Source organism: Streptomyces sp. NPDC001604, from assembly GCF_042893475.1.
In the GTDB taxonomy this organism is placed as follows: Bacteria; Actinomycetota; Actinomycetes; order Streptomycetales; family Streptomycetaceae; genus Streptomyces.
In genome coordinates this window covers 102855-121864 of record NZ_JBIAUY010000021.1, presented here as the reverse complement: position 1 = coordinate 121864, position 19010 = coordinate 102855, and the positions used below count along the sequence as shown (strand labels likewise).

The window sequence follows — 19010 nt, the reverse complement described above, 5'->3', positions numbered from 1 at the left end:
GCCTGCGCATGTCTGTGGCGCATGCGCGATAGGAAGCGGACGGTGATACGTCAGGCGGGCTGGGCGGTGATCGTGCAGAGCCTCTTGGTGGCCCGGGTCAGGGCTACGTACAGGTCCCTTTCCCCGCCGGGGCGGGCTGTGATGATCTCCGCGGGGCTCATGACGACGACCCCGTCGAACTCCAGACCGCGCGCTTGGGACGCCGGCACGACGCGTGCGAGCTGCGCGATGCCCGCGGCCGTCAGTTCGTCCACCCTCGTGTCCGCGCAGATCACCCCGACCAGTTCTCCCGGGTGGGCGGTGTGCTGGGCACGAATCTCCTGGGCGACGGTGGCGACCAGCCCGTCCAAAGGTGCGGTCAGGGTGCGCGGAGCCTCACCACGTCGCAGCGACCGTGTCGGCGTCTGGTCCGGAGCGATCCGCGCGAGCAGGTCGCGCACACTGTCCAGGACTTCCTGGGTGGTGCGGTAACTGACGGTCAGGTTGTGGAGGTTGAACCGCAGGCCGACATGCGGACTCAATGCCTCCTTCCAATCGCGTGCTGTCGCGACCGGGCCGGCCTGGGCGAAGTCGCCCACGAGCGTCATCGCCCGTGCCGGGCAGCGGCGCACGATCATCCGCCACTGCATGGCGGTCAACTCCTGTGCCTCGTCGACGACGACGTGCCCATACGTCCGCTCCGGCGGCCCGTCGATCAGGCTCGCCGCCTCGTCCAGCAGTGGTACGTCGGCATCCGTCCACGGGGCGTCCGGACTGCGCAGCAGACCTGACCGCTCGTCCGCGGTCAGCCGGGGCAGATGCTCGGCGAGAGAGGCAGGGTCCGTCAGGAGAGCCCTCACGAGGTCGCCGGGTACCAGCCGCGGCCACAGCGCCTCCACTGCTCGGTCGACGGCGGCGTCGTCGAGGAGATCGGCCCGGACGGCGTCCGCGTCGAACTCGTCGGCCGGTCCCGGGGCGGGCGCGCCGTCGTGGCCGTGGCGCAGGTCGGCCGCTGTGAACCGGTCGAGGTTCCTGCCCGTCAGCTGGGCGACCTCGGCATCGATCTGCTCCAGGAGGTCGCCCATATTGCGTTCCAGCGCATCGGTGACGGCGTCGACCAGGAGCTCCTTGAACACCTGGCGTGCGGGGTTGTGCCCCAGCCCGGTCGCCACGGCGGCGTCGCGTGCCACGGCGACTCTCTCGCCCGAGAGGTGAACCACATCCTCTCCGACCCGCACAGCGAAGTCGCCGTCCGGAGCCTGGTGGACGCGCAGCAGAGAGGCCAGAGCGTCGGCGAGGACGGAGCTGCCCTTGATACGCGCCGCATCGAACGGCTCCACCGCGTCCGGGAACACTCCGGCCAGTTCCTGGCAGGTCGCCAGGACGACGTCGTTCTCGCCGAGCGAGGGCAGGACCTGGGAGATGTAGTCGAGAAACCGCGAGTTCGGCCCGACCACCAGAACACCCTGCTCCGCGGCGCGCGGGAACGCGTACAGGACATACGCTGCCCGGTGCAGGGCGACCACCGTCTTCCCCGTGCCGGGCCCGCCTTGTACCACCGTCACCCCGCGGTGCGCGGAGCGAACGATCTCGTCCTGCTCGGCCTGCAGCGTCGCGACTGCCGCTTGCATCCGGCCCGTACGCCGTGCCGAAAGAGCGTCGGTCAACGGGCCGTCGCCCACTACGTCTTCGGCAGTCGGGGCGGAGTCGTCCAGCAGTTCGTCGCTCACTGCGACCACCGTGCGATCCTCCAGGCGCAGATGCCGACGCCGCCGCAGGTTCATCGGGTGAACCGGCGTCGCCTCGTAGAAAGGCCGCGCCGCGGTCGCACGCCAGTCCACGAGCAGGGGCAGGTCGTCGGCCTCCGTCTGCAGTCCGATCCGGCCGATACGCAGAGCGGTGCCGTCCGTCCAGTCAATGCGGCCAAAAACCAGCCCATTCTCGGCGCCCTCAAGCCGACCGATCTCCTTGGCCAGACGTGCAGCGGCGACCTCTCGCTCATATACCTCACCGGCACTCTCGGCCGGAGCCGTGAGTACATCCGCCCGGCGCGCCCGCGCCTCGGAGAGCCGCTCGGCGAGCAGTTCGTACAAGGCGGACACATGAGCTCGTTCCAATTCGACCTGACGCACAGCGAGGTCGTTGACCTGCGACAACAGGGGGCTCCTCTCGGCTCGAGCCACCACTATGCGGTCGAAATTATTCAAAAGTAAGTCTTGACTTACTTGGCTTGATCATCACCTACGGGAGGGGAATATGGATGACCTGGGGGAATGCGGATATGCGTTTGGCTCGGCTTACTCAATTTGCTTTAACGCCGCATGTGTGTCCCCAGATCGGTCGTGGACGGCTGAAGACGGCTGCTCACCCACCGCTGAATTCCGGCGGAACCTGCTGTGACATGTGACAAAGCCGCCGCGTTGCGGAGGCAGGCATCGGCTCACCGTGCGGGTGGGCACGAAGGCCACGTCGCGGGTTGGTCATCGACGGTGCTCCCCTTCGCCACGGTCCAAACGAGACGGCCGCGGCGACCGCCGCCCGGTCGAAGAGGAAGTGTCGGCGCAGGTTTGAGGGGCTGATGGGATTGCCGCCGCGTCCGAGGAGTCCCTGGGCGGCGAGGTGGGTGGAGAGTCGTTCGGGGGTGGGCTCGGCGCCGTGTCGGGACTGGTAGTTCATGCACTCCAGGTAATAGCGGTCGGTCAGGGCCAGACGGCCGCTTGGCCGGGATCCGCCGGGCGATGTTGAGCTGGCCGCCGATCTTGTCGTCGGCGTCGAACAACGTGACGTCGTGGCCGCGTTGGGCGGCCGTGACCGACACCGCCGGCCCGGCCGGACCTGCCCCGACCACGGCCAGGCGCTTGCGGCGGCGCGTCGGGGACAGCACCAGCTCTGTCTCGCGGCAAGCTCGCGGGTTGACCAGACAGGAGGTGATCTTTCCGCTGAAGCTGTGGTCCAGGCAGGCCTGGTTGCAGCCGATGCAGGTGTTGATCGTGTCTGGGCGTCCGGCGCGTGCCTTGGCGACGAAGTGGGGGTCGGCGAGGAACGGAAGGGCCATCGAGACCATGTCTGCTCGGCCTTCCGCCAGCAACTCCGCCGCGATCTCCGGGTGTTGATGCGGTTGCTGGGCACCAGGGGGACAAAAACGGATCCCTTCAGGCGCTCGGTGATCCACGAGTACGCGCCGCGGGGTACTGAGGTCGCGATGGTGGGGACGCGTGCCTCGTGCCAGCCGATCCCGGTATTGATGATCGTGGCGCCGGCCGCCTCGACCGCCTTGGCGAGCGTGACCACCTCGTCCAGGGTGCTGCCGTCGGGGACGAGATCGAGCATGGACAGGCGATAGATGAGGATGAAGTCGGGGCTGACACGTTCGCGTACGCGGCGGACGATCTCCAGGGGGAAGCGAACCCGGTTCTCGTAGCTGCCGCCCCAACGGTCGGTGCGGTGGTTGGGCGCCGGGGCGATGAACTCGTTGATCAGGTAGCCCTCGGATCCCATGATCTCGACGCCGTCATAGCCGGCTGCCCCGGTGAGCGCAGCCGCCAGGACGAACGCCTCGATCGTCTCCTCGATCTCATCATCGGTGAGCGCCTGCGGCACATAATTGTTGATCGGCGCCTGGCGGGCGCTGGGGCGACCAGGTCGGGGTGATGGGCATATCGGCCGGTGTGCAGGATCTGCATCGCGATCCGGCCACCCTCGCGGTGCACCGTCTCGGTGACGAGCGCGTGCTGCTCCGCCTCAGCCTCTGTGGTCATCTTGGCACCCGGCAGCGGGACATCGGCAGGGCTCCTGCCGCTGCGTCGTGCTGCGACATGTGAGCAGTTGTATGACCCCGGAGGATGTTATGCAATCAGTTGCAGAAGATCGCCGAAGTCTCGCGAATCCGGCTGTTCACCCCATTCACCAGCGGTTTCGCATCTGAACCGGGTCGCCGAAGCCGACCGACCCGGCAGAAGACAGGTAGGGGATCAGGTATGCCATCAGGTATCCCTACCCGTAGCCCTCGCAACGTGCCGAACTCAGAGTCGGTACATGACCGAAACACATGTCGACGCAGTCGTCGTGGGTGCCGGCTTCTCCGGCCTCTACGCCACCCACCGCCTCCGCAACCAGCAGGGCCTGTCGGTTCAGTCCTTCGAGGCGGCCTCGGGACCGGGCGGCGTCTGGCACTGGAACCGGTACCCCGGCGCGCGCTGCGACTTCGAGAGCATCTTCTACTCCTTCTCCTTCGACGAGGACCTGCAGCGTGAGTGGCGCTGGAAAGAGCGGTACGCCGCGCAGCCGGAGATCCTGGCCTACCTGGAGCATGTGGCCGACCGGTTCGACCTGCGCCGCAGCTACCGGTTCAGCACGCGCGTCACGTCTGCGGTCTGGGACGAAGCCGCTCAGCGCTGGGTTGTCGGTACGGACGACGGCGGCGTCACCATCGCGCGGTTCTTCATCAACGCGGCCGGCGCCTTCTCGGTGAACAAGCCGAACGACTTCCCGGGCCAGGAGACGTTCCGAGGCACGGTCGTCCACACCAGCCGGTGGCCGGCCGACGGCGTCGATCTGGCGGGCAAGCGTGTCGCCGTGATCGGCACCGGCTCGACCGGTATCCAGGTCATCCAGACGATCGCCCCGCAGGTCGCCGAACTGACCGTGTTCCAGCGGACCGCGAACTTCGCCTGTCCCCTTGGGAACCGTCCGCTCACCGATGAGGAGTTCGAGCAGGTCGTCGCCGACTACCCGAGGCTGCGGGAGGAGTCGCGCAACAGCCTGGCAGGCGCCGCGTTCCCGCGCGCCACGCGCTCCGCGATGGCAGACAGCCCCGAGGAACGCCGTAAGACGTACGACACGTACTACAACGGCGGCGGCTTCCGGATGCTCGCGTCCACCTACTTCGACCTGACCTTCAATCCGGCCGCCAACGAGACGGCGGCGGACTACATCCGGGACCGGATCCGGGAGCGGGTCAAGGACCCGAAGACCGCGGAACTGCTGACTCCGAAGGGGCACCCGTACGGTGCCAAGCGCGCCACGTTCGAGACGAACTACTTCGAGACGTTCAACTTGCCGCACGTGCGTCTCGTCGACGCCCGGACGACCGCGATCGAGCGGATCACCGAGAAGGGCATCGCCACCACGGCCGAGGAGTACGAGTTCGACGTGATCGTGCTCGCCACGGGCTTTGACGTGGGCGCGGGCGCCCTGATGCGGATGGGCGTGGTGGGCCGCGACGGCCTGAAACTGACCGACCACTGGGCGGACGGGCAGCGCGCGTACGTCGGAATGGCCAACCACGGCTTCCCGAACCTGTTCCACGTCAACGGTCCGCAGAGCGCGGCGGCCCTCTTCAACAACCCGACCGCCATCGAGGACAGTGTCGACTTCATCGCCGACCTCATCGCCTATACGGACGCGCACGGGCACCGGACGGCCGAGGTGACGGCTGCGGCCGAGGACCGGTACAACGACCTGGTCCTGGAGGTCGCCGAGGCGACCCTGTTCCCCAAGGCGGTCACCTGGTACATGGGCGACAACATTCCGGGCAAGCCGCGGAGGCCGATCTCCCTGTTCACCGGCGCGCCGATGTACCGCGCCATCTGCGCCGAGGTCCAGGCGACCGAGTACGCCGGCTTCTCGCTCGACGGGGACGAGCGAGCCCTGCCGAACACGATCAAAATCGACGGTGCGGCGGTCTTCCTCCTCGCCGGCCAGATGAACATGGGCGCCAAGCCGCTCGAGGAGTCCTCCCTGGAGGAGATCCGAGGCGCCATCGAGACCTTCAAGCACCTGCAGCTGCCGGTTCCCGAGGATGTCGGCATCACCGACACCCAGTACCCGACGGACGGTGGTGAGCGGACGGTGCGCCTGTACCGGCCGCCGGTCGAGGGCCCGCTGCCCGTGGTCGTCTTCCTCCATGGCGGCGGCTGGATCGCGGGCAGTCTCGATGCGTACGACGAGCCCTGCGCGTCCCTCGCCCGGCGCCTCGGCGCTCTCGTCGTGTCCCCGGACTACCGGCTCGCCCCCGAGCACCCGTTCCCGGCGGCGGTCGACGACACGATGGCGGCGCTGCGCTGGGCGGCGGAGAACATCGCCGAGTACGGCGGCGACCCGGAGCGGATCGCCGTCGGTGGCGAGAGCGCCGGTGCGAACCTGGCCGCAGTGGCCGCGCTCCGCGCCCGGGACGAGGGCGGACCGCGCCTTGCCGCCCAGGTCCTCGTCACTCCGCCCGCCGATTTCACCGCCGACACCGAGTCCCGCAAGACCTTCGCGCGCGGCCCGATCATCTCCACTGAGCTGGGCGCCCGCATGGCGGCCTGGTATCTCGGCGACCCTGCCAACGTGACCTCCCCGTGGGCTGCTCCAGCACGGGCGCGGGACCTGTCGAACCTGCCGCCCGCACTGGTGATCACCATGGAGATCGATCCGCTGCGCGACGAGGGGGAGGACTACGCGCGAGCGCTGACGGAAGCCGGTGTACCCACCGTCTGCCGGCGCCTCGACGGTCTGATCCACACCACGTTCGTGCTCTCCGGTGCGATTCCGCGCGCCGCCGAGATCCAGGACGCCATCCGCGACTTCCTCGCGCCGCTGCTGTCGGCCGAGGCCCGGACGGCGAAGGCCGCGGCCACCCTCGGCTGAACAGGCCCGTCGCTCACGGCACACGAGCCGTGAGCGACGGGTCCCAATGGCTTGCCCGGCGTCTGGCCGGGCCTGTGCCTCGCGCGGCATCGATGGCTTGATGCCCACGGCGCACCGCTTCTGACGCTCGCTCAACGCACGCCAGGGATACCAATCACCGTCCGGCATGCGATGACGGGGCACCACAACACGATCACCATGACGTAGATAGGAGAGGAAATCAGCATGACCGGAATTCTGGAGGGCAAGCGTGCACTGCTGACTGGCGCGCACCGGGGCCTCGGCCTGGCGGTCGCCGAAGCGTTCGTCGCCGCCGGCGCCCGCGTCGTGATCGCCGACATTGAGGGGGCCGACAAGGCAGCTGCGGAGATCGGCCACGACACCGTCGGCGTCACCTGCGACGTCCGCTCCAGTGACAGTGTGGCCGCGGCGGTCGCCGAGGCCACGCGTGCCCTGGGCGGACTCGACGTGCTGGTCAACAACGCCGGTGTCGAGTCCTTCGGTCCCCTCCACGAACTGACCGAGGACGAGTTCGACCGGATGTACTCGGTCAACCTGCGGGGGACATGGCTGGTCTACAAGCACGCGGTTCCCGCCCTGACGGACGGCGGCGGCGCGATCGTCAACATCGCCTCGCTGGCCGGCGTCGTCGGGCTCCCCCTGATCGGCGCCTACTCGGCGGTCAAGGCCGGTGTCGTGCGCATGACCGAGGTGATGGCGCTTGAGCTGCGCGACCTTGGAGTGCGCGCCAACGCGATCTGTCCCGGCGTCATCGAGACCCCCATGAGCGAGCGCCTTTTCACAGAGAGCGAGGCCGGAACGCAGCTGAAGGAGCTGTTCATCCAGGGGCAGGGACGGCTCGGCACACCTGGGGAAGTGGCCTCTGTGGCCACCTTCCTGGCCTCCGAGGGCGCCTCGTTCGTCAACGGCACCGCCACCGTGATCGACGGGGGGTGGAACGTGAAGCGAATGTGAGAGGGCTGATCTGCTCACCGCCGGCGCAGCCGTGCTCTCCGGCGGTGTCAGGCGCCGAGACTCTTGGCGAACCTGAAGGCGGCGACCCTCACTCATCGGACCGGGACGGCCCACGCCCCGGGTGAACCCGATGTTCACGTCATCACAGAGACGGCGGCCCGGCGGGCCGCCGCCGGGGCAGGGCCGAAGGCAGCGATCGCCGGTGTTCGCGAGAATTGATCAGAGCCACGAGGGTGTGTTCGGGTTGGACTCGCCTAAGATCTCTGCATGACTAGCGCCCAAACCCCTCAACGAGGAGGGAACCGGGTCGGTCCGTCTCTGAATCGCTTGATCGCGCGAAGGAGCGATCTCGACGTCGCACAGCGGACACTGTCGGAATCCAGGCTGCTGACCTTCGTCGGGGCGGGCGGTGTGGGTAAGACGCGGCTGGCCCTGGAATTGGCCTATCGAGCTCGCAACGGCTTCCCCGACGGCGCGTGGCTGGTCCGACTGGCCGATCTGAGCATCGGTGCAGGGGGCGCGGAGGTGGAGGCCGCGGTGGTCAGCGCCTTGGGCATCAACGATCAGTCCGCCACGCAGCCGCGTGAGAAGCTGCTGTCCTTCTTGAGCAACCGCAAACTGCTGCTGGTTCTGGATAACTGCGAGCACGTGCTGGATTGGGTGCGGGCGGTGGTGCCGGTCATGCTGCGCGAGGCTCCGCAGTTGCACGTGGTGGCCACGAGCCGGGAACCCCTCGGTGTCGAGGGGGAGGTGCTGCGGCCGGTGCTGCCACTGAGCGTCCCCGAAACTGCCACCCCGGCTGCGCAGCTGATCGCGGACGGGTCGGTGAGCCTGCTGGTGGAGCGGGCGCGTGCCGTCGATCCCGAGTTCGATGTCACCGAAGACAACGCTGAGGCCGTGGTCGAGCTGTGCCGACTGCTGGAAGGCATACCGCTGGCCATCGAGCTGGCAGCAGCGAAGCTGCGAGCGCTGACCGTCGAGCAGGTGGTGGAACGGTTCGGCCGACGACTGGCGTCGTTGACCGCGCCGGATGCCGAGTCCCGGTCGCGGCACGGATCACTGCGGGCGATGGTGGACTGGAGCTACCAGCTTTGCCCGCAGACCGCGCAGATCCTCTTGCGCCGTTTGTCGGTGTTTCCCGCAACCTTCGATCTTGAGCTCGCTGAAGAGGTCTGTGCTTTTGGCGAACTGCACCCCGACGACGTCTTTGATTCCATCGAGCGTCTCGTAGGGCAGTCGATCCTGCTGGCCGAGCGCGACGTCGGCACCATGCGGTACCGCCTGCTCGCTCCCGTCCGTGAGATCGCGGCCGAAAAAGCCGAACAGGCTGGCGAAGCGGACGAGTTGCGGCGCAGACATCGCGACGTGATGCTGCGCCGGGCCCAGCGGGTCCTCGACCAGTGGTGCGGTCCCCAGCAGGAAGCCCTGCTGGAGCGGATGCGCCTGGAGCACGCGGACCATGTCGCAGCGGTGCAGTGGAGCCTCTCCACTCCGGGGGAGGAACGAGCCGCTCTGCGCCTGATGGCACGGCTGCGCTACCACTGGCTGTCCGGAGGGTTCCTCGCCGACGGCCGGACGCGGATGGAGGCGGCGCTCGCCGCGGTCACCGCGCCGTCGCCGGAGCGGGCCGAGAGCGTGTGGGTGATGATCTGGATCGCGTTGCTCCAGGGGGACCACCACAGTGCCGGACGGTGGCTCAGCACACTTGCGGACCTCGCCGAGGAACTGGACGACCCCGGCGCGAAGCTGCGTGTCACCCACTGGGGGGCGCTGTGGGCGCTCTTCACCGGAGACGCCGACACCGCGGTGCAGGGCTTGCGGACCGCTGTCGACGGACACCGCGACCACGGTGATCGTGAGTTGGAACTCGCCGCTCGCTATATGCTCGCCACCGCGCTCGCCTGCGCCGGCCGGGCAGCCGAGGCCGTGGAGATCAGCCGCAGCACGGTGGCGTTGTGCGAGACGTACCCAGACAGGTCCGCCCGCGCCTTCTCCCTCTGGGCTGCGGGCCTGGCCGAGTGGACGTTGGGCCACCTGGAGGAGGCGGAGCGATCGGCCCGTGCGGCACTGCGAGTTCAGCTCTCGTCCGAATGGATCGGCGTCGCTCTGTGCACCGACCTGCTGGCTTGGGTGGCCTACGACCGTGGTGAGGCGGACCGCGCGGCCGCCCTGTGTGAGGCGGCACGGCGAGTGTGGTGTTCCCTCGGCACGTCGATCGCCGCATTCGGGCCGCAGCTGTCAGAGTTCGCGGAACGCCACTGCGCCCACCGGCCCGATCCGCCGAGTTACGGGGGTGGCGAGCCCTCCGTTCCTCTGTGGCGCCTGCGGGATGTGATCGATCTGGCCTTGGGCGCCGAGGGGAGTACGGCCGTGGCCCGGCGCGCCGATGCGACCGAGCCACTCACCAAGCGGGAGCTGGAGGTCGCCGCCCTGATCGAATCCGGCTTGTCCAACCGGGAGATCGCCCATCGGCTGGTGATCGCGAAGCGCACCGCCGACGGTCACGTCGAGCGGATCCTCGCCAAGCTCGGGTTCACCTCGCGGGCCCAGATCGCCGCGTGGATGGCCCGGCGACGCGCACAGTTCGCCGGGCGTACGGGCGGGATCGCATAGCGCCGACCGCACCTGGCTGCGACCGCTGTTCGCCCGTCAGACGTGAGGGCCTCCGAGCCGCCACAGCTGCTCGGAGGCCATCATCCGTTGTCCTCAGATGCTGGGTGCGGTGATCTCCCGCTTGAGGATCTTGCCGGTGGGCCCGGTCGGCAGCGAGTCGGCCAGCCACACGCGGCGCGGGTACTTGTACGCCGCCACCCGCTCCTTGACGAACTCCTGCAGCTCCTCCGGCGTGGCCTGCCCACCGGGGCGTAGTACGACCGCGGCGGCCACCTCCTCACCGAGCTTGTCGTCCGGCACACCCACGACGGCGGTCAGGGCGACGGCGGGATGCTCGTGCAGGACCTCTTCGATCTCGCGCGGATAGACGTTGTAGCCGCCCCGGATGATCAGGTCCTTCTTGCGGTCGACGATGTACAGGTCACCGTCCTCGTCCCGCCGGGCCATGTCACCGGTGCGAAACCAGCCGTCGGAGATGGCCGCCGCAGTCTCCTCGGGACGGTTCCAGTAGCCCTTCATCACGTTCGGGCCGCGCACGACCAGCTCGCCCACCTCGCCCGTGGCCACTTCCTGCCCGTCGGCGTCCAGCAGCCGTACCTCGACGTCACGGACGGGCGTCCCCACCGAGCCGGGCTTGCGCGGGCGGTCGGGGCGGCAGGCGGAGACGGCGGGGCTGGTCTCGGACAGGCCGTAGGCCTCCGACACCATGCAGCCGAAGTGGCGCTCGAAGCCGTGCAGGATCTCCACCGGCAGTGCGGCCCCGCCCGAGATGCACGTACGCAGGGCGGACACATCGACGTTCGCGGCAGCCGGGTGCTGCAGCAGCGCCGCGTACATGGTGGGGACGCCCTCGAACACGGTGGCGCCCTCGCGAGCGAGGATGTCGAGCACGGTCTCCGCGTCGAACCGGGGGACGAGCACGAGCAGAGCGCCACTCTTCACCGCGGCGTTGAGGGTGGAGGTCTGGCCGAAGATGTGGAAGAGGGGTAGGCAGCCCACCACCACGTCGTCCGAGCTCATCCTGGCCAGGTCGGTGACGATGATCTCGGTGTTGTGGCGCAGGTTCGCATGGGTCAGCGAGGCGCCCTTGGGGCGGCCGGTGGTACCGGAGGTGTAGAGCAGGACCGCGATGTCATCCCCGTCGACCGCGGCGACCTGTCGATCGGGCTCGTGCCGCCCGAGACGCTCGGCGAAGTCGGCGGGCTCGACGACCAGGTGCCGCACACCGGCGGTGGCAGCGCCCTTGTCGCCCTCACCCGGCGCCTCGTGCCACTCGAAGAGCAGCACGGCACCGCAGTCCCCCAGGTGGTAAGCGACCTCCCGCTCCTTGAGCAGCGGGTTCAGCGGCAGGACTATGCCGCCGGCGCGCAGGACGCCGTAGTAGAGGATGACGAACTCGGGTGAGCTGGGCAGCATCAGGGCGACCCGGTCGCCGGGCCGGACCCCCTCGGCGCGCAGCAGTGCGGCGGCTCGGGCGCTCGCCTCGTCCAGTTCCGCGTAGCTGATGGTCGCCGTTCCCAGCCGCAGCGCCGGGCGCTCGGGCTGTCGGGCGGCCGTCGCCACCAGGAACTCCGCGAGATTGGGCATGCCTGTCTCCTCTTGCGACTACGTGCATCGCGCGTCCCAGCGATGCTTGGCGGCATGCTGCCGCCCGTGATGAGGAGGGTCTATGGCAGCGCATACAGCCTCGCTGTGGACTGCTTGTTCCCAGGAACAAGGACACCGCCATAAGCTGCGGAGATGGACCTCTCCGCTGTCGCTTCGGTGCTGCAGGAGCGCCTTCACGAAATCAGTGAGGTGTTGGCGGTGCGCATTCGTGCCGAGGTTGATTCCTACGCCGATGATTCGGTTGTTCCCGGGGAATCGCTTCGATTTTCCCTAGAAAGCAATGCGCGCGTCGTCCTGGCGTATTTGGCCGAGGGCGGCGAGCCCGACGTACACCCGGCACGCGAGACCGGGCGGATCCGTGCCGAGCAAGGCGTCCCGTTGGCGGAAACCCTGCACGCCTACCGGACCGCGTTCGACTCCCTCTGGGCGCAGATCGTCGATGAGGCCCGGCAGTACCCCGAGATCGATCAGGCGCAGCTCGCAGCCGGGTCCTCGGAGATCTGGGTGTTGTTCGGCCGATACGCGGAGGTGCTCGCCACCGCATACCGGGAGACCTCCGCCGAGTTGAGTCGGCAGCGGGAGGCGAGACGTTCAGCAGTGGTCGAGGCCCTGTGCAGGGGTGACATCGCGGACCGTGTCGGCCTCGACGACGCGGCTCGCCATCTCGGGCTGCCCCAGGAGGGACCGTATGCGGTGGTGGTGGCCACGGGCCTCGGGGCGGGAGAGGAACCGTTGCCCGGTATCGAGGCGGCGTTGCGCGAGGCCCAAGTGTCCTCGGCCTGGCGGCTGCTGCCGGATCAGCAGATCGGCCTGCTGTCCCTCGCCCTGCCGGACGCCGAGACGCTGAGCCTGCGGACCCTGCGGCGGCGCCGCGCCCGGGTCGGGATCAGCCCTCTTTTCGACTCACTCAGCGACACCCCCCAGGCATTGCGCTTCGCACGGCTGGCGCTCACCGGGCTGCCCGGGGAGTCGGCGGGCGTGGCCCGCTTCGACGACTGTCCGCTGGCTATGGTCGTCGCGGCGGCGCCTGAGGAGGCGACCCGCCTGGTGCGCCTCGTCCTGGAACCCGTGCTCGCTCTGCCCTCGCGCGACCGGACGCGTCTCCTGGAGACTCTTGGCCACTGGTTCGCCGCGGGCGGTCGGGCGCCGGACGCTGCAGAGCGTATGTTCCTGCATCCGAACACCGTCCGTTACAGGCTGCGCCGGGTGGAGGAACTGATCGGTCGCCCCCTGTCCGATCCCCGCACCCTGGCCGATCTGGGGCTGGCGCTTGAGGCCTTGCGTGCCCTTCCTCGCTGATCAGCCTGTACGGGCCGGGAGCATCGAAGAGAAGGGGTCAAGCGCCCACCTATGCTCGCCAGCATGGAACTACGGCACATCCGGTACTTCGTCGCAGTTGCCGAGGAGTGCCACTTCGGGCGCGCCGCGGAGCGTCTGCGCATCGCGCAGCCTCCGCTGTCGCAGCAGATCAAACAGTTGGAGACCGAACTCGGGGTTCAACTGCTGACCCGGTCGACCCGCCGGGTCGAGCTCACACCCGCCGGTGCCCGGTTCCTGGAGCGGGCGCGCGGCATCCTCGCCGCGGTGGACGCCGCTGCGGACGAGGCGGGACGCGTCGCCGCGGGCCTGGTCGGCAAGCTGGCCATCGGTTTCACCGGTTCGGCGACGTACGAGCTGCTGCCGACGGTGGCTCGCGCGCTGCGCGAGGAGTTCCCGGGGATCGAGCTGGAGCTCAAGGGGGAGATGCTCACGCCGCGCCAGGTGGAAGCCCTGCACGACCGGTCCCTGGACATCGGCTTCCTGCGCCCCCCGGTGCGCGACCCCGGGCTGAACGTCCTGGTTTTTCGTCGGGAGCCGCTTATTGCCGTGCTGCCGGAGGGGCACGAACTCGCCGACCGGAAGAGCGTGCCGCTGGTCGAACTGCAGACCGAGCCATTCATCTGTTACCCCTCCCACAACCGATCGGTGGTATACGACGCCGTTTTCGATGCTTGCCAGCGGGCGGGCTTCCGGCCTTCGGCACTGCAGGAGGTGACCGAGACCTCGACGCTCGTTGCCTTCGTGGCCGCCGGACTCGGCGTCGCGCTGGTGCCCGCCTCGGTGCAGCACCTGCACATCACCGGGGTCACGTACCGGCCCCTCGCGGGCACGACCGAGGAGGTCGAGTTGGCCGTCGCCACCCGAGCCGGCGAGGACTCCGCGCTGCTCGCCCAGGTGATGCCTCGCCTGCGATGGCTGCTGGGCGGTGGCCGACCTGCCACGCGCTGACGGCCGCGGCCCCGCCCACCGCGGAGCGGTCGAGTGTGACGCGCCAGATATCAATCCATTAGTAATCGATATTTCACACGTCATTGCGGCTCTGTAACACTCGGAGCAACCGCAGGCCGCGGCAGTGGCGCACCGCCCGAGCGGCCCGGCGGACGTCAGCTCGGACCAAGGAGCGCGCGATGACGCCGTTCATGATTTCCGTGATGTCCCTGCTCGACGGGGCGCCACCGCCCGTGCCGGAGACCGAACCGAGCCAGGCCGGCCCGGTGGCGGTCGTCACCGACACGCAGGTCGTCGTCCGGTCCCTCGCCGAGCAGCTGGTCTCTGAGGCGAACGCGGTCCTCCGGGACCACGGCACCGCCTTCACCCTGGCGGACGAGACCGGTCCCGGGAGCCTGTCCTTCACCATCGGCTGCGGCGAAGCCGAAGCCCGGGTGGAGACCGCCGTCTCCGGCCGTACCGCCGTCGCCCGGCTCACCGCCGCCGGTCTCCCGGACGACGGACCGCGCCGCCTCACCAGCGAGGACGAGCTTCAGGCACTCCTGCTCGGCCTGATCGCCGCCTCCGTACGCCGCTGATACAACGCGGCAACCGTCCCTGATGCCGATGAAGCCCGTCAGGAGAAGCTCGTGCAATACGAACTGCGCTACCGGGTCCTCGAACCGAGGCGCCAGACCTACCAGAACGTGATCGACCGCCTCGGCGACCAGCCGGCGAGCCGCTATCTCGAAGCGACACTCGACGTCGAGCCGAGGGAGAACTTCCACTACCGGCCCACCTGGGCGCAGGACCGCGAGCTGTATGACGAGCGGTTCTCCGCCCTGCGGCTGACGGATCCGTACAGCTACACCGATCCGCGCCAGTACTACTACACGCCGTACGTGACCCAACGGGCCGCGCTGCACGACGAGTTCGGCAAGACGCTGGGCTACCTGGAGGCGCGCGACCTGCTCGCGAAGCTGCCCGAGGGGTGGCACACGGTCTTGACCTCGGTGGTCGTCCCGCTCAGGCACTACGAGTCCGGGGCCCAGCTGGTGAGCGTCTCCGGCGCCCGCTTCGCCTACGGCACATCCCTGGAGCAGTGCTGCACCTTCGCAGCGTTCGACCGGATCGGCAACGCGCAGATGCTCTCCCGGGCCGGGATCGCCGCCGCCGGCGGCACCGCCGAGGCGCTCAAGGAGGCCAAGCGGCAATGGCTTGAGGGCGAGCACCTCCAGCCACTGCGCCGCCTGACCGAGGAGATCATGGTCGTCGAGGACTGGGCGGAGGGCCTGCTGGCCGTCGACCTCGTCGACTCACTCATCTACCCGCTGCTGTACCAGCACCTCGACGAGACCGCGCTGCTCGGCGGGGCCGGCGCGTACAGCCTGGTCGCACAGCACCTGGCCACGTGGTTCGCCGACCAGCGCCGGTGGCTGGACGCGCTGCTCACCTGCTGGGCGAACGACCCGGAACGCGGCGAGGACAACCGCGCAGCACTGACCCGGATCGCCGCCACCTGGTCCGACCGGGCACACGACGCGGTCGCGGCCCTCACCGAATCGATCGACCGGACGCTCCCGCAGGCGGCCAGCACCACTGTGCTCGGCGACCTCGCCGGCGCCCACGCCACCGCATGGACCAAGACCACCGGAGGCGCCGCATGAGCACCGGAACACTGCGCCAGGTCGGCATCGACCTCCAGGAGTCCGAGGAGAATCGGGCCTTGATCGAGGCGATCAAGGACGACAACCCCGAACTGACCCTCCGTCACCTTCCCGGCCTCGTCAAGCTGCAGGCGGCGGGCCGGATCGTCATCAACCGCGAAAGCGTCGAGAGCCGCCTCGGGCGGGAGTGGGAGACCGGCGAGTTCCAGCTGGCCATCGTCTCCTACACCGGCAACTTCTCCGAGTGGGACGACGACCAGATCGTCGTGAGTTGGGAGCACTGACATGAGCGTGCCCACGAAGAAGGCCGCCTCGAAGCCGGCCCGCAAGCTGCCGCTCAAGGAGCGCTATGCGCTGCTTACCCGCGACCTGGACTGGGAGCCGGGCTACGTCGACCGTGAGCAGCTCTTTCCGCACACCCGCTACGAGGGCATCAAGATCCACGACTGGGACGGCTGGCAGGATCCCTTCCGGCTGACGGTGGACGCCTACTACAAGTACCAGGCCGAGAAGGACAAGCGGCTGTACGCCGTGCTGGACGGCTTCGCGCAGAGCCAGGGGCACCTGTCGCTGTCGGACGCCAGCTACCTGAACGCCATCAAGCTGTTCATCCAGGGCGTCACGCCCCTGGAGTATGCGGCACACCGGCACTTCGCCTACCTGGCCCGCCACCTGGAGGGCCCGGCCCCCCGGTTCGCGGCGCTGTGCCAGAGCGTGGACGAACTGCGCCACTGCCAGACGCAGATCCACACCATCAGCAACTACAACAAGTACTACGGCGGCTTCCACAGCTGGTCGAAGATGCACGACCGGGTCTGGTACCTGTCGGTGACCAAGTCCCTCTTCGACGACGCGATGACCGCCGGGCCGTTCGAGTTCCTCATCTCCATCTCGTTCAGCTTCGAGTACCTGCTGACGAACCTCCTGTTCGTGCCGTTCATGAGCGGCGCCAGCTTCAACGGCGACATGCCCACCATGTCGTTCGGCTTCTCCGCCCAGTCCGACGAAAGCCGGCACATGACCCTGGGCCTGGAGGCCATCAAGTTCCTGCTGGAGCAGGACGAGGGCAACGTGCCGATCATCCAGGACTGGATCGACAAGTGGTTCTGGCGGGCGTACCGGATGTCCGCGCTGGTCGCGGCAATGATGGACTACATGCTTCCCAAGCCGGTGATGAGCTGGCGCGAGGCATTCGAGCTGTACTTCGAGGAGCAGATGCTCGGCGGGCTCTTCCCCGACCTGGAGTACTACGGCATCCAGCCGCCCCGGCACGTGAGCGCTGCGATCGCCGAGAAGGACCACCTCTCGCACCAGGTCTACAAGATCCTGCACAACTTCTCGTTCGCCGCCGCCTTCACCACCAAGACGCCCGACGAGGCCCACATGGCGTGGCTGGCGGAGCAGTACCCGGACTCCTTCAACCAGTCCTACCGGCCGGTGTGGGAGAAGCACCGCAAGATCGAGGCCGACGGCGGCCGGGTGTTCTTCCAGGGACTGCCGCAGCTGTGCCAGGTCTGCCAGGTACCGATGGCCTTCACCGAGCCCGGAAATCCGGCCCAGATCTCCTTCCGGCGCAGCACCTTCCGCGACGAGACCTTCCACACCTGCAGCGACGGCTGCCAGTGGATCTTCGAACGGGAGCCGGAGAAGTACGTCCAGGCCTGGCTCCCCGTCCACCAGATCTACCAGGGCAACTGTGGCGGCCCCACCATTCCCGAAGTGCTCGCTTGGTACGGCATCCAGGAGGGTGACAACGGCGAGTACACGGGTTCCCCCGACCAGCTCGCCTGGGCCGCATGGCACAGCGACGGCGACGGCAAGGCGGTGTGAGATGACGGTCAAGGCGCTGTACGACTACGAGTTCCCGTCGGCCGACCGAGCCGAGGTGTTCGGCGACGACCAGCTGGTCTACGTGCACTGGCGGGGCAACCCGCTGTTCTGCTCGGCCGCCTGCTTCCGGGTGCCGAAGACCATGACGTTCGCGGCGTTCGTCACCTCGACGGTGCACGGCTGGGCCGCGTCCGATCCCGACTTCGACCCGGACTCGGTCACCGAGTGGCGGCTGTTCGACGAACCGCTCTCCGGCGGGCAGGACAAGTCGCTCGCGGATCTCGGCATCGGACACAAGGCGCTGCTCAGCTTCGCGGCCTGAGCGGCCACCGCAATCACCCGCGGGTGCGGGCGCCGGCTGGCCCGTAGCCCCTCCCGCACCCGCGGGTCCGGCAAGGGAGAACCGCAGTGACCACTCACACCGTCCGCATCGAGCCGCTCGGCGCGGAGATCGAGTGCCGTGAGGACCAGACGGTGCTGGATGCCGCTCTGCGTGAGGGCATCTGGCTGCCGCACGCGTGCACGCACGGCACCTGCGGAACCTGCAAGGCACAGATCCTCGAGGGCGACGCCGACCTCGGTGACGCCTCTCCGTACGCGCTGCTGGAGAGCGAGCGGGAGGAGGGTTGCGCACTGCTGTGCGTGGCCTGCCCCCGAAGCGACCTCGTCGTCGAGGGCGAGGTGGACGTCGAGGAGGGCGTGGACATCCATCCGGTGCGGGACCGGGCGGGTCAGGTGGCCGTCGTCGAGGACATCGCCCCGGACGTGCGGCGGGTCGTCATCACGCTGGACGAGCCGCTGGCATTCAACCCGGGACAGTACGTCCTGCTGGACGTGCCCGGCGGCGAGCAGCGGCCGTACTCCATCGCCAGCAGCCCCGCCGACGGCGGTCGTATCGAACTGCACATCAAGCGTTCCGAGGACGGGTTGTGCACCGACGGCTGGATCTTCAAGAGCCTGGCGGCGGGGGAGCGGGTGACACTGTCCGGCCCCTACGGCCAGTTCTCCTTCCGGCCGTTGCGCGAGGAACCCGTCTTGTTGCTGGCCGGCGGCACTGGTCTCGCCCCGATGGTGTCGATGCTCCGGCACCTGGTCGAGACCGGCATCGAGCGCGAGGTCGTGCTCTACCACGGCGTCGCCACCCAGGACGACCTCTACGACGCGGAGTGGTTCGAGACACTTCAGGCGGAGCACGACTGGTTCACCTACCGTCCCGCGCTCTCCCGTGACAGCTGGCGGGGCCGCAGTGGGCGTGTCCCCGCCCTGCTGGCCGAGGACTACCCCCGCGCCTCCGGCCACGTGGCCTACGTCTGCGGCAGTCCGGCAATGGTCGCCGACACGATGAAGGCCCTGATGAAGGCGCGCCTCTTCCCACGTGACATCTACCGGGAGGACTTCTTCGACACGGCCGACCGCGCTGCCGGCACGCACGTCGTGCGCAGTCCGCTCATCCGCCGATAA

13 protein-coding genes and 1 pseudogene are annotated in these 19010 nt (G+C 68.7%); 11 read left to right on the top strand and 3 right to left on the bottom strand.

From position 1 onward, the window contains the following. Positions 1 to 50: 50 nt before the first annotated feature. Both ACFY1E_RS39810 and ACFY1E_RS39805 read right to left on the bottom strand, forming a co-directional pair. Positions 51 to 2081, bottom strand: coding sequence for a HelD family protein (locus ACFY1E_RS39810; RefSeq protein ID WP_389085355.1), 2031 nt, complete (start codon positions 2079 to 2081; stop codon positions 51 to 53). A 611-nt stretch (positions 2082 to 2692) separates the two neighbouring features. After that, positions 2693 to 3749, bottom strand: a pseudogene (locus ACFY1E_RS39805) (NAD(P)-binding protein); the annotation flags it as partial. Between the two features lie 265 nt (positions 3750 to 4014). Between ACFY1E_RS39805 and ACFY1E_RS39800 the strand changes: the two are divergent. The 3 genes from ACFY1E_RS39800 to ACFY1E_RS39790 all read left to right on the top strand — a co-directional run bounded on the left by ACFY1E_RS39800 (position 4015) and on the right by ACFY1E_RS39790 (position 10197). Continuing rightward, on the top strand, positions 4015 to 6609 hold the full coding sequence (locus ACFY1E_RS39800; RefSeq protein ID WP_389085353.1) for an alpha/beta hydrolase fold domain-containing protein: 2595 nt from the start codon (positions 4015 to 4017) through the stop codon (positions 6607 to 6609). 225 nt (positions 6610 to 6834) lie between these two features. Further along, positions 6835 to 7584: an SDR family NAD(P)-dependent oxidoreductase gene (locus ACFY1E_RS39795; RefSeq protein ID WP_389085352.1), complete on the top strand. Its 750-nt coding sequence runs from the start codon at positions 6835 to 6837 to the stop codon at positions 7582 to 7584. 267 nt (positions 7585 to 7851) lie between these two features. Next, positions 7852 to 10197, top strand: coding sequence for an ATP-binding protein (locus ACFY1E_RS39790; RefSeq protein WP_389085349.1), 2346 nt, complete (start codon positions 7852 to 7854; stop codon positions 10195 to 10197). Between the two features lie 93 nt (positions 10198 to 10290). On the opposite strand, the gene ACFY1E_RS39785 is transcribed toward ACFY1E_RS39790, so the two are convergent. Then, a complete protein-coding gene (locus ACFY1E_RS39785; RefSeq protein WP_389085347.1) occupies positions 10291 to 11784 on the bottom strand; it encodes a long-chain fatty acid--CoA ligase in 1494 nt (497 codons plus the stop codon). 153 nt (positions 11785 to 11937) lie between these two features. On the opposite strand from ACFY1E_RS39785, the gene ACFY1E_RS39780 reads away from it, so the two are divergent. The 8 genes from ACFY1E_RS39780 (at position 11938) to ACFY1E_RS39745 (ending at position 19010) form a co-directional block, all read left to right on the top strand. Then, positions 11938 to 13104 carry a PucR family transcriptional regulator gene (locus ACFY1E_RS39780; protein ID WP_389085345.1) on the top strand — a complete coding sequence of 389 codons (1167 nt, stop codon included), beginning with the start codon at positions 11938 to 11940 and terminating at the stop codon, positions 13102 to 13104. A gap of 63 nt (positions 13105 to 13167) precedes the next feature. Continuing rightward, positions 13168 to 14073, top strand: coding sequence for a LysR family transcriptional regulator (locus tag ACFY1E_RS39775; RefSeq protein WP_389085343.1), 906 nt, complete (start codon positions 13168 to 13170; stop codon positions 14071 to 14073). Positions 14074 to 14252: 179 nt separating this feature from the next. Continuing rightward, positions 14253 to 14651 (top strand): hypothetical protein, encoded by a 399-nt coding sequence (locus ACFY1E_RS39770; RefSeq protein WP_389085340.1) that lies wholly within the window; start codon positions 14253 to 14255, stop codon positions 14649 to 14651. A gap of 51 nt (positions 14652 to 14702) precedes the next feature. Further along, positions 14703 to 15719: a hypothetical protein gene (locus tag ACFY1E_RS39765; protein WP_389085338.1), complete on the top strand. Its 1017-nt coding sequence runs from the start codon at positions 14703 to 14705 to the stop codon at positions 15717 to 15719. Next, entirely contained in the window at positions 15716 to 16003 is a 288-nt protein-coding gene (locus tag ACFY1E_RS39760; RefSeq protein WP_389085335.1) for an MmoB/DmpM family protein, read from the top strand. Before ACFY1E_RS39765 ends, ACFY1E_RS39760 begins: the two co-directional genes overlap by 4 nt. Before the next feature lies 1 nt (position 16004). After that, the gene (locus ACFY1E_RS39755; protein ID WP_389085333.1) at positions 16005 to 17549 is read left to right on the top strand and encodes a phenol 2-monooxygenase; all 1545 of its coding nucleotides are present in this window, start codon (positions 16005 to 16007) and stop codon (positions 17547 to 17549) included. A gap of 1 nt (position 17550) precedes the next feature. Further along, positions 17551 to 17871: a phenol hydroxylase subunit P4 gene (locus ACFY1E_RS39750; RefSeq protein ID WP_389085330.1), complete on the top strand. Its 321-nt coding sequence runs from the start codon at positions 17551 to 17553 to the stop codon at positions 17869 to 17871. Positions 17872 to 17957: 86 nt separating this feature from the next. Then, positions 17958 to 19010 (top strand): NADH:ubiquinone reductase (Na(+)-transporting) subunit F, encoded by a 1053-nt coding sequence (locus tag ACFY1E_RS39745; protein ID WP_389085328.1) that lies wholly within the window; start codon positions 17958 to 17960, stop codon positions 19008 to 19010.

What these genes read in the sequence shown, in the direction of transcription:
- ACFY1E_RS39755 (WP_389085333.1), top strand. Translation starts at nt 16,005, where the DNA reads ATGAGCGTGCCCACGAAGAAGGCCGCCTCGAAGCCGGCCCGCAAGCTG.
- ACFY1E_RS39800 (WP_389085353.1), top strand. Translation starts at nt 4,015, where the DNA reads ATGACCGAAACACATGTCGACGCAGTCGTCGTGGGTGCCGGCTTCTCC.
- ACFY1E_RS39780 (WP_389085345.1), top strand. Translation starts at nt 11,938, where the DNA reads ATGGACCTCTCCGCTGTCGCTTCGGTGCTGCAGGAGCGCCTTCACGAA.
- ACFY1E_RS39795 (WP_389085352.1), top strand. Translation starts at nt 6,835, where the DNA reads ATGACCGGAATTCTGGAGGGCAAGCGTGCACTGCTGACTGGCGCGCAC.
- ACFY1E_RS39760 (WP_389085335.1), top strand. Translation starts at nt 15,716, where the DNA reads ATGAGCACCGGAACACTGCGCCAGGTCGGCATCGACCTCCAGGAGTCC.
- ACFY1E_RS39785 (WP_389085347.1), bottom strand. Translation starts at nt 11,784, where the DNA reads ATGCCCAATCTCGCGGAGTTCCTGGTGGCGACGGCCGCCCGACAGCCC.
- ACFY1E_RS39770 (WP_389085340.1), top strand. Translation starts at nt 14,253, where the DNA reads ATGACGCCGTTCATGATTTCCGTGATGTCCCTGCTCGACGGGGCGCCA.
- ACFY1E_RS39775 (WP_389085343.1), top strand. Translation starts at nt 13,168, where the DNA reads ATGGAACTACGGCACATCCGGTACTTCGTCGCAGTTGCCGAGGAGTGC.
- ACFY1E_RS39750 (WP_389085330.1), top strand. Translation starts at nt 17,551, where the DNA reads ATGACGGTCAAGGCGCTGTACGACTACGAGTTCCCGTCGGCCGACCGA.
- ACFY1E_RS39790 (WP_389085349.1), top strand. Translation starts at nt 7,852, where the DNA reads ATGACTAGCGCCCAAACCCCTCAACGAGGAGGGAACCGGGTCGGTCCG.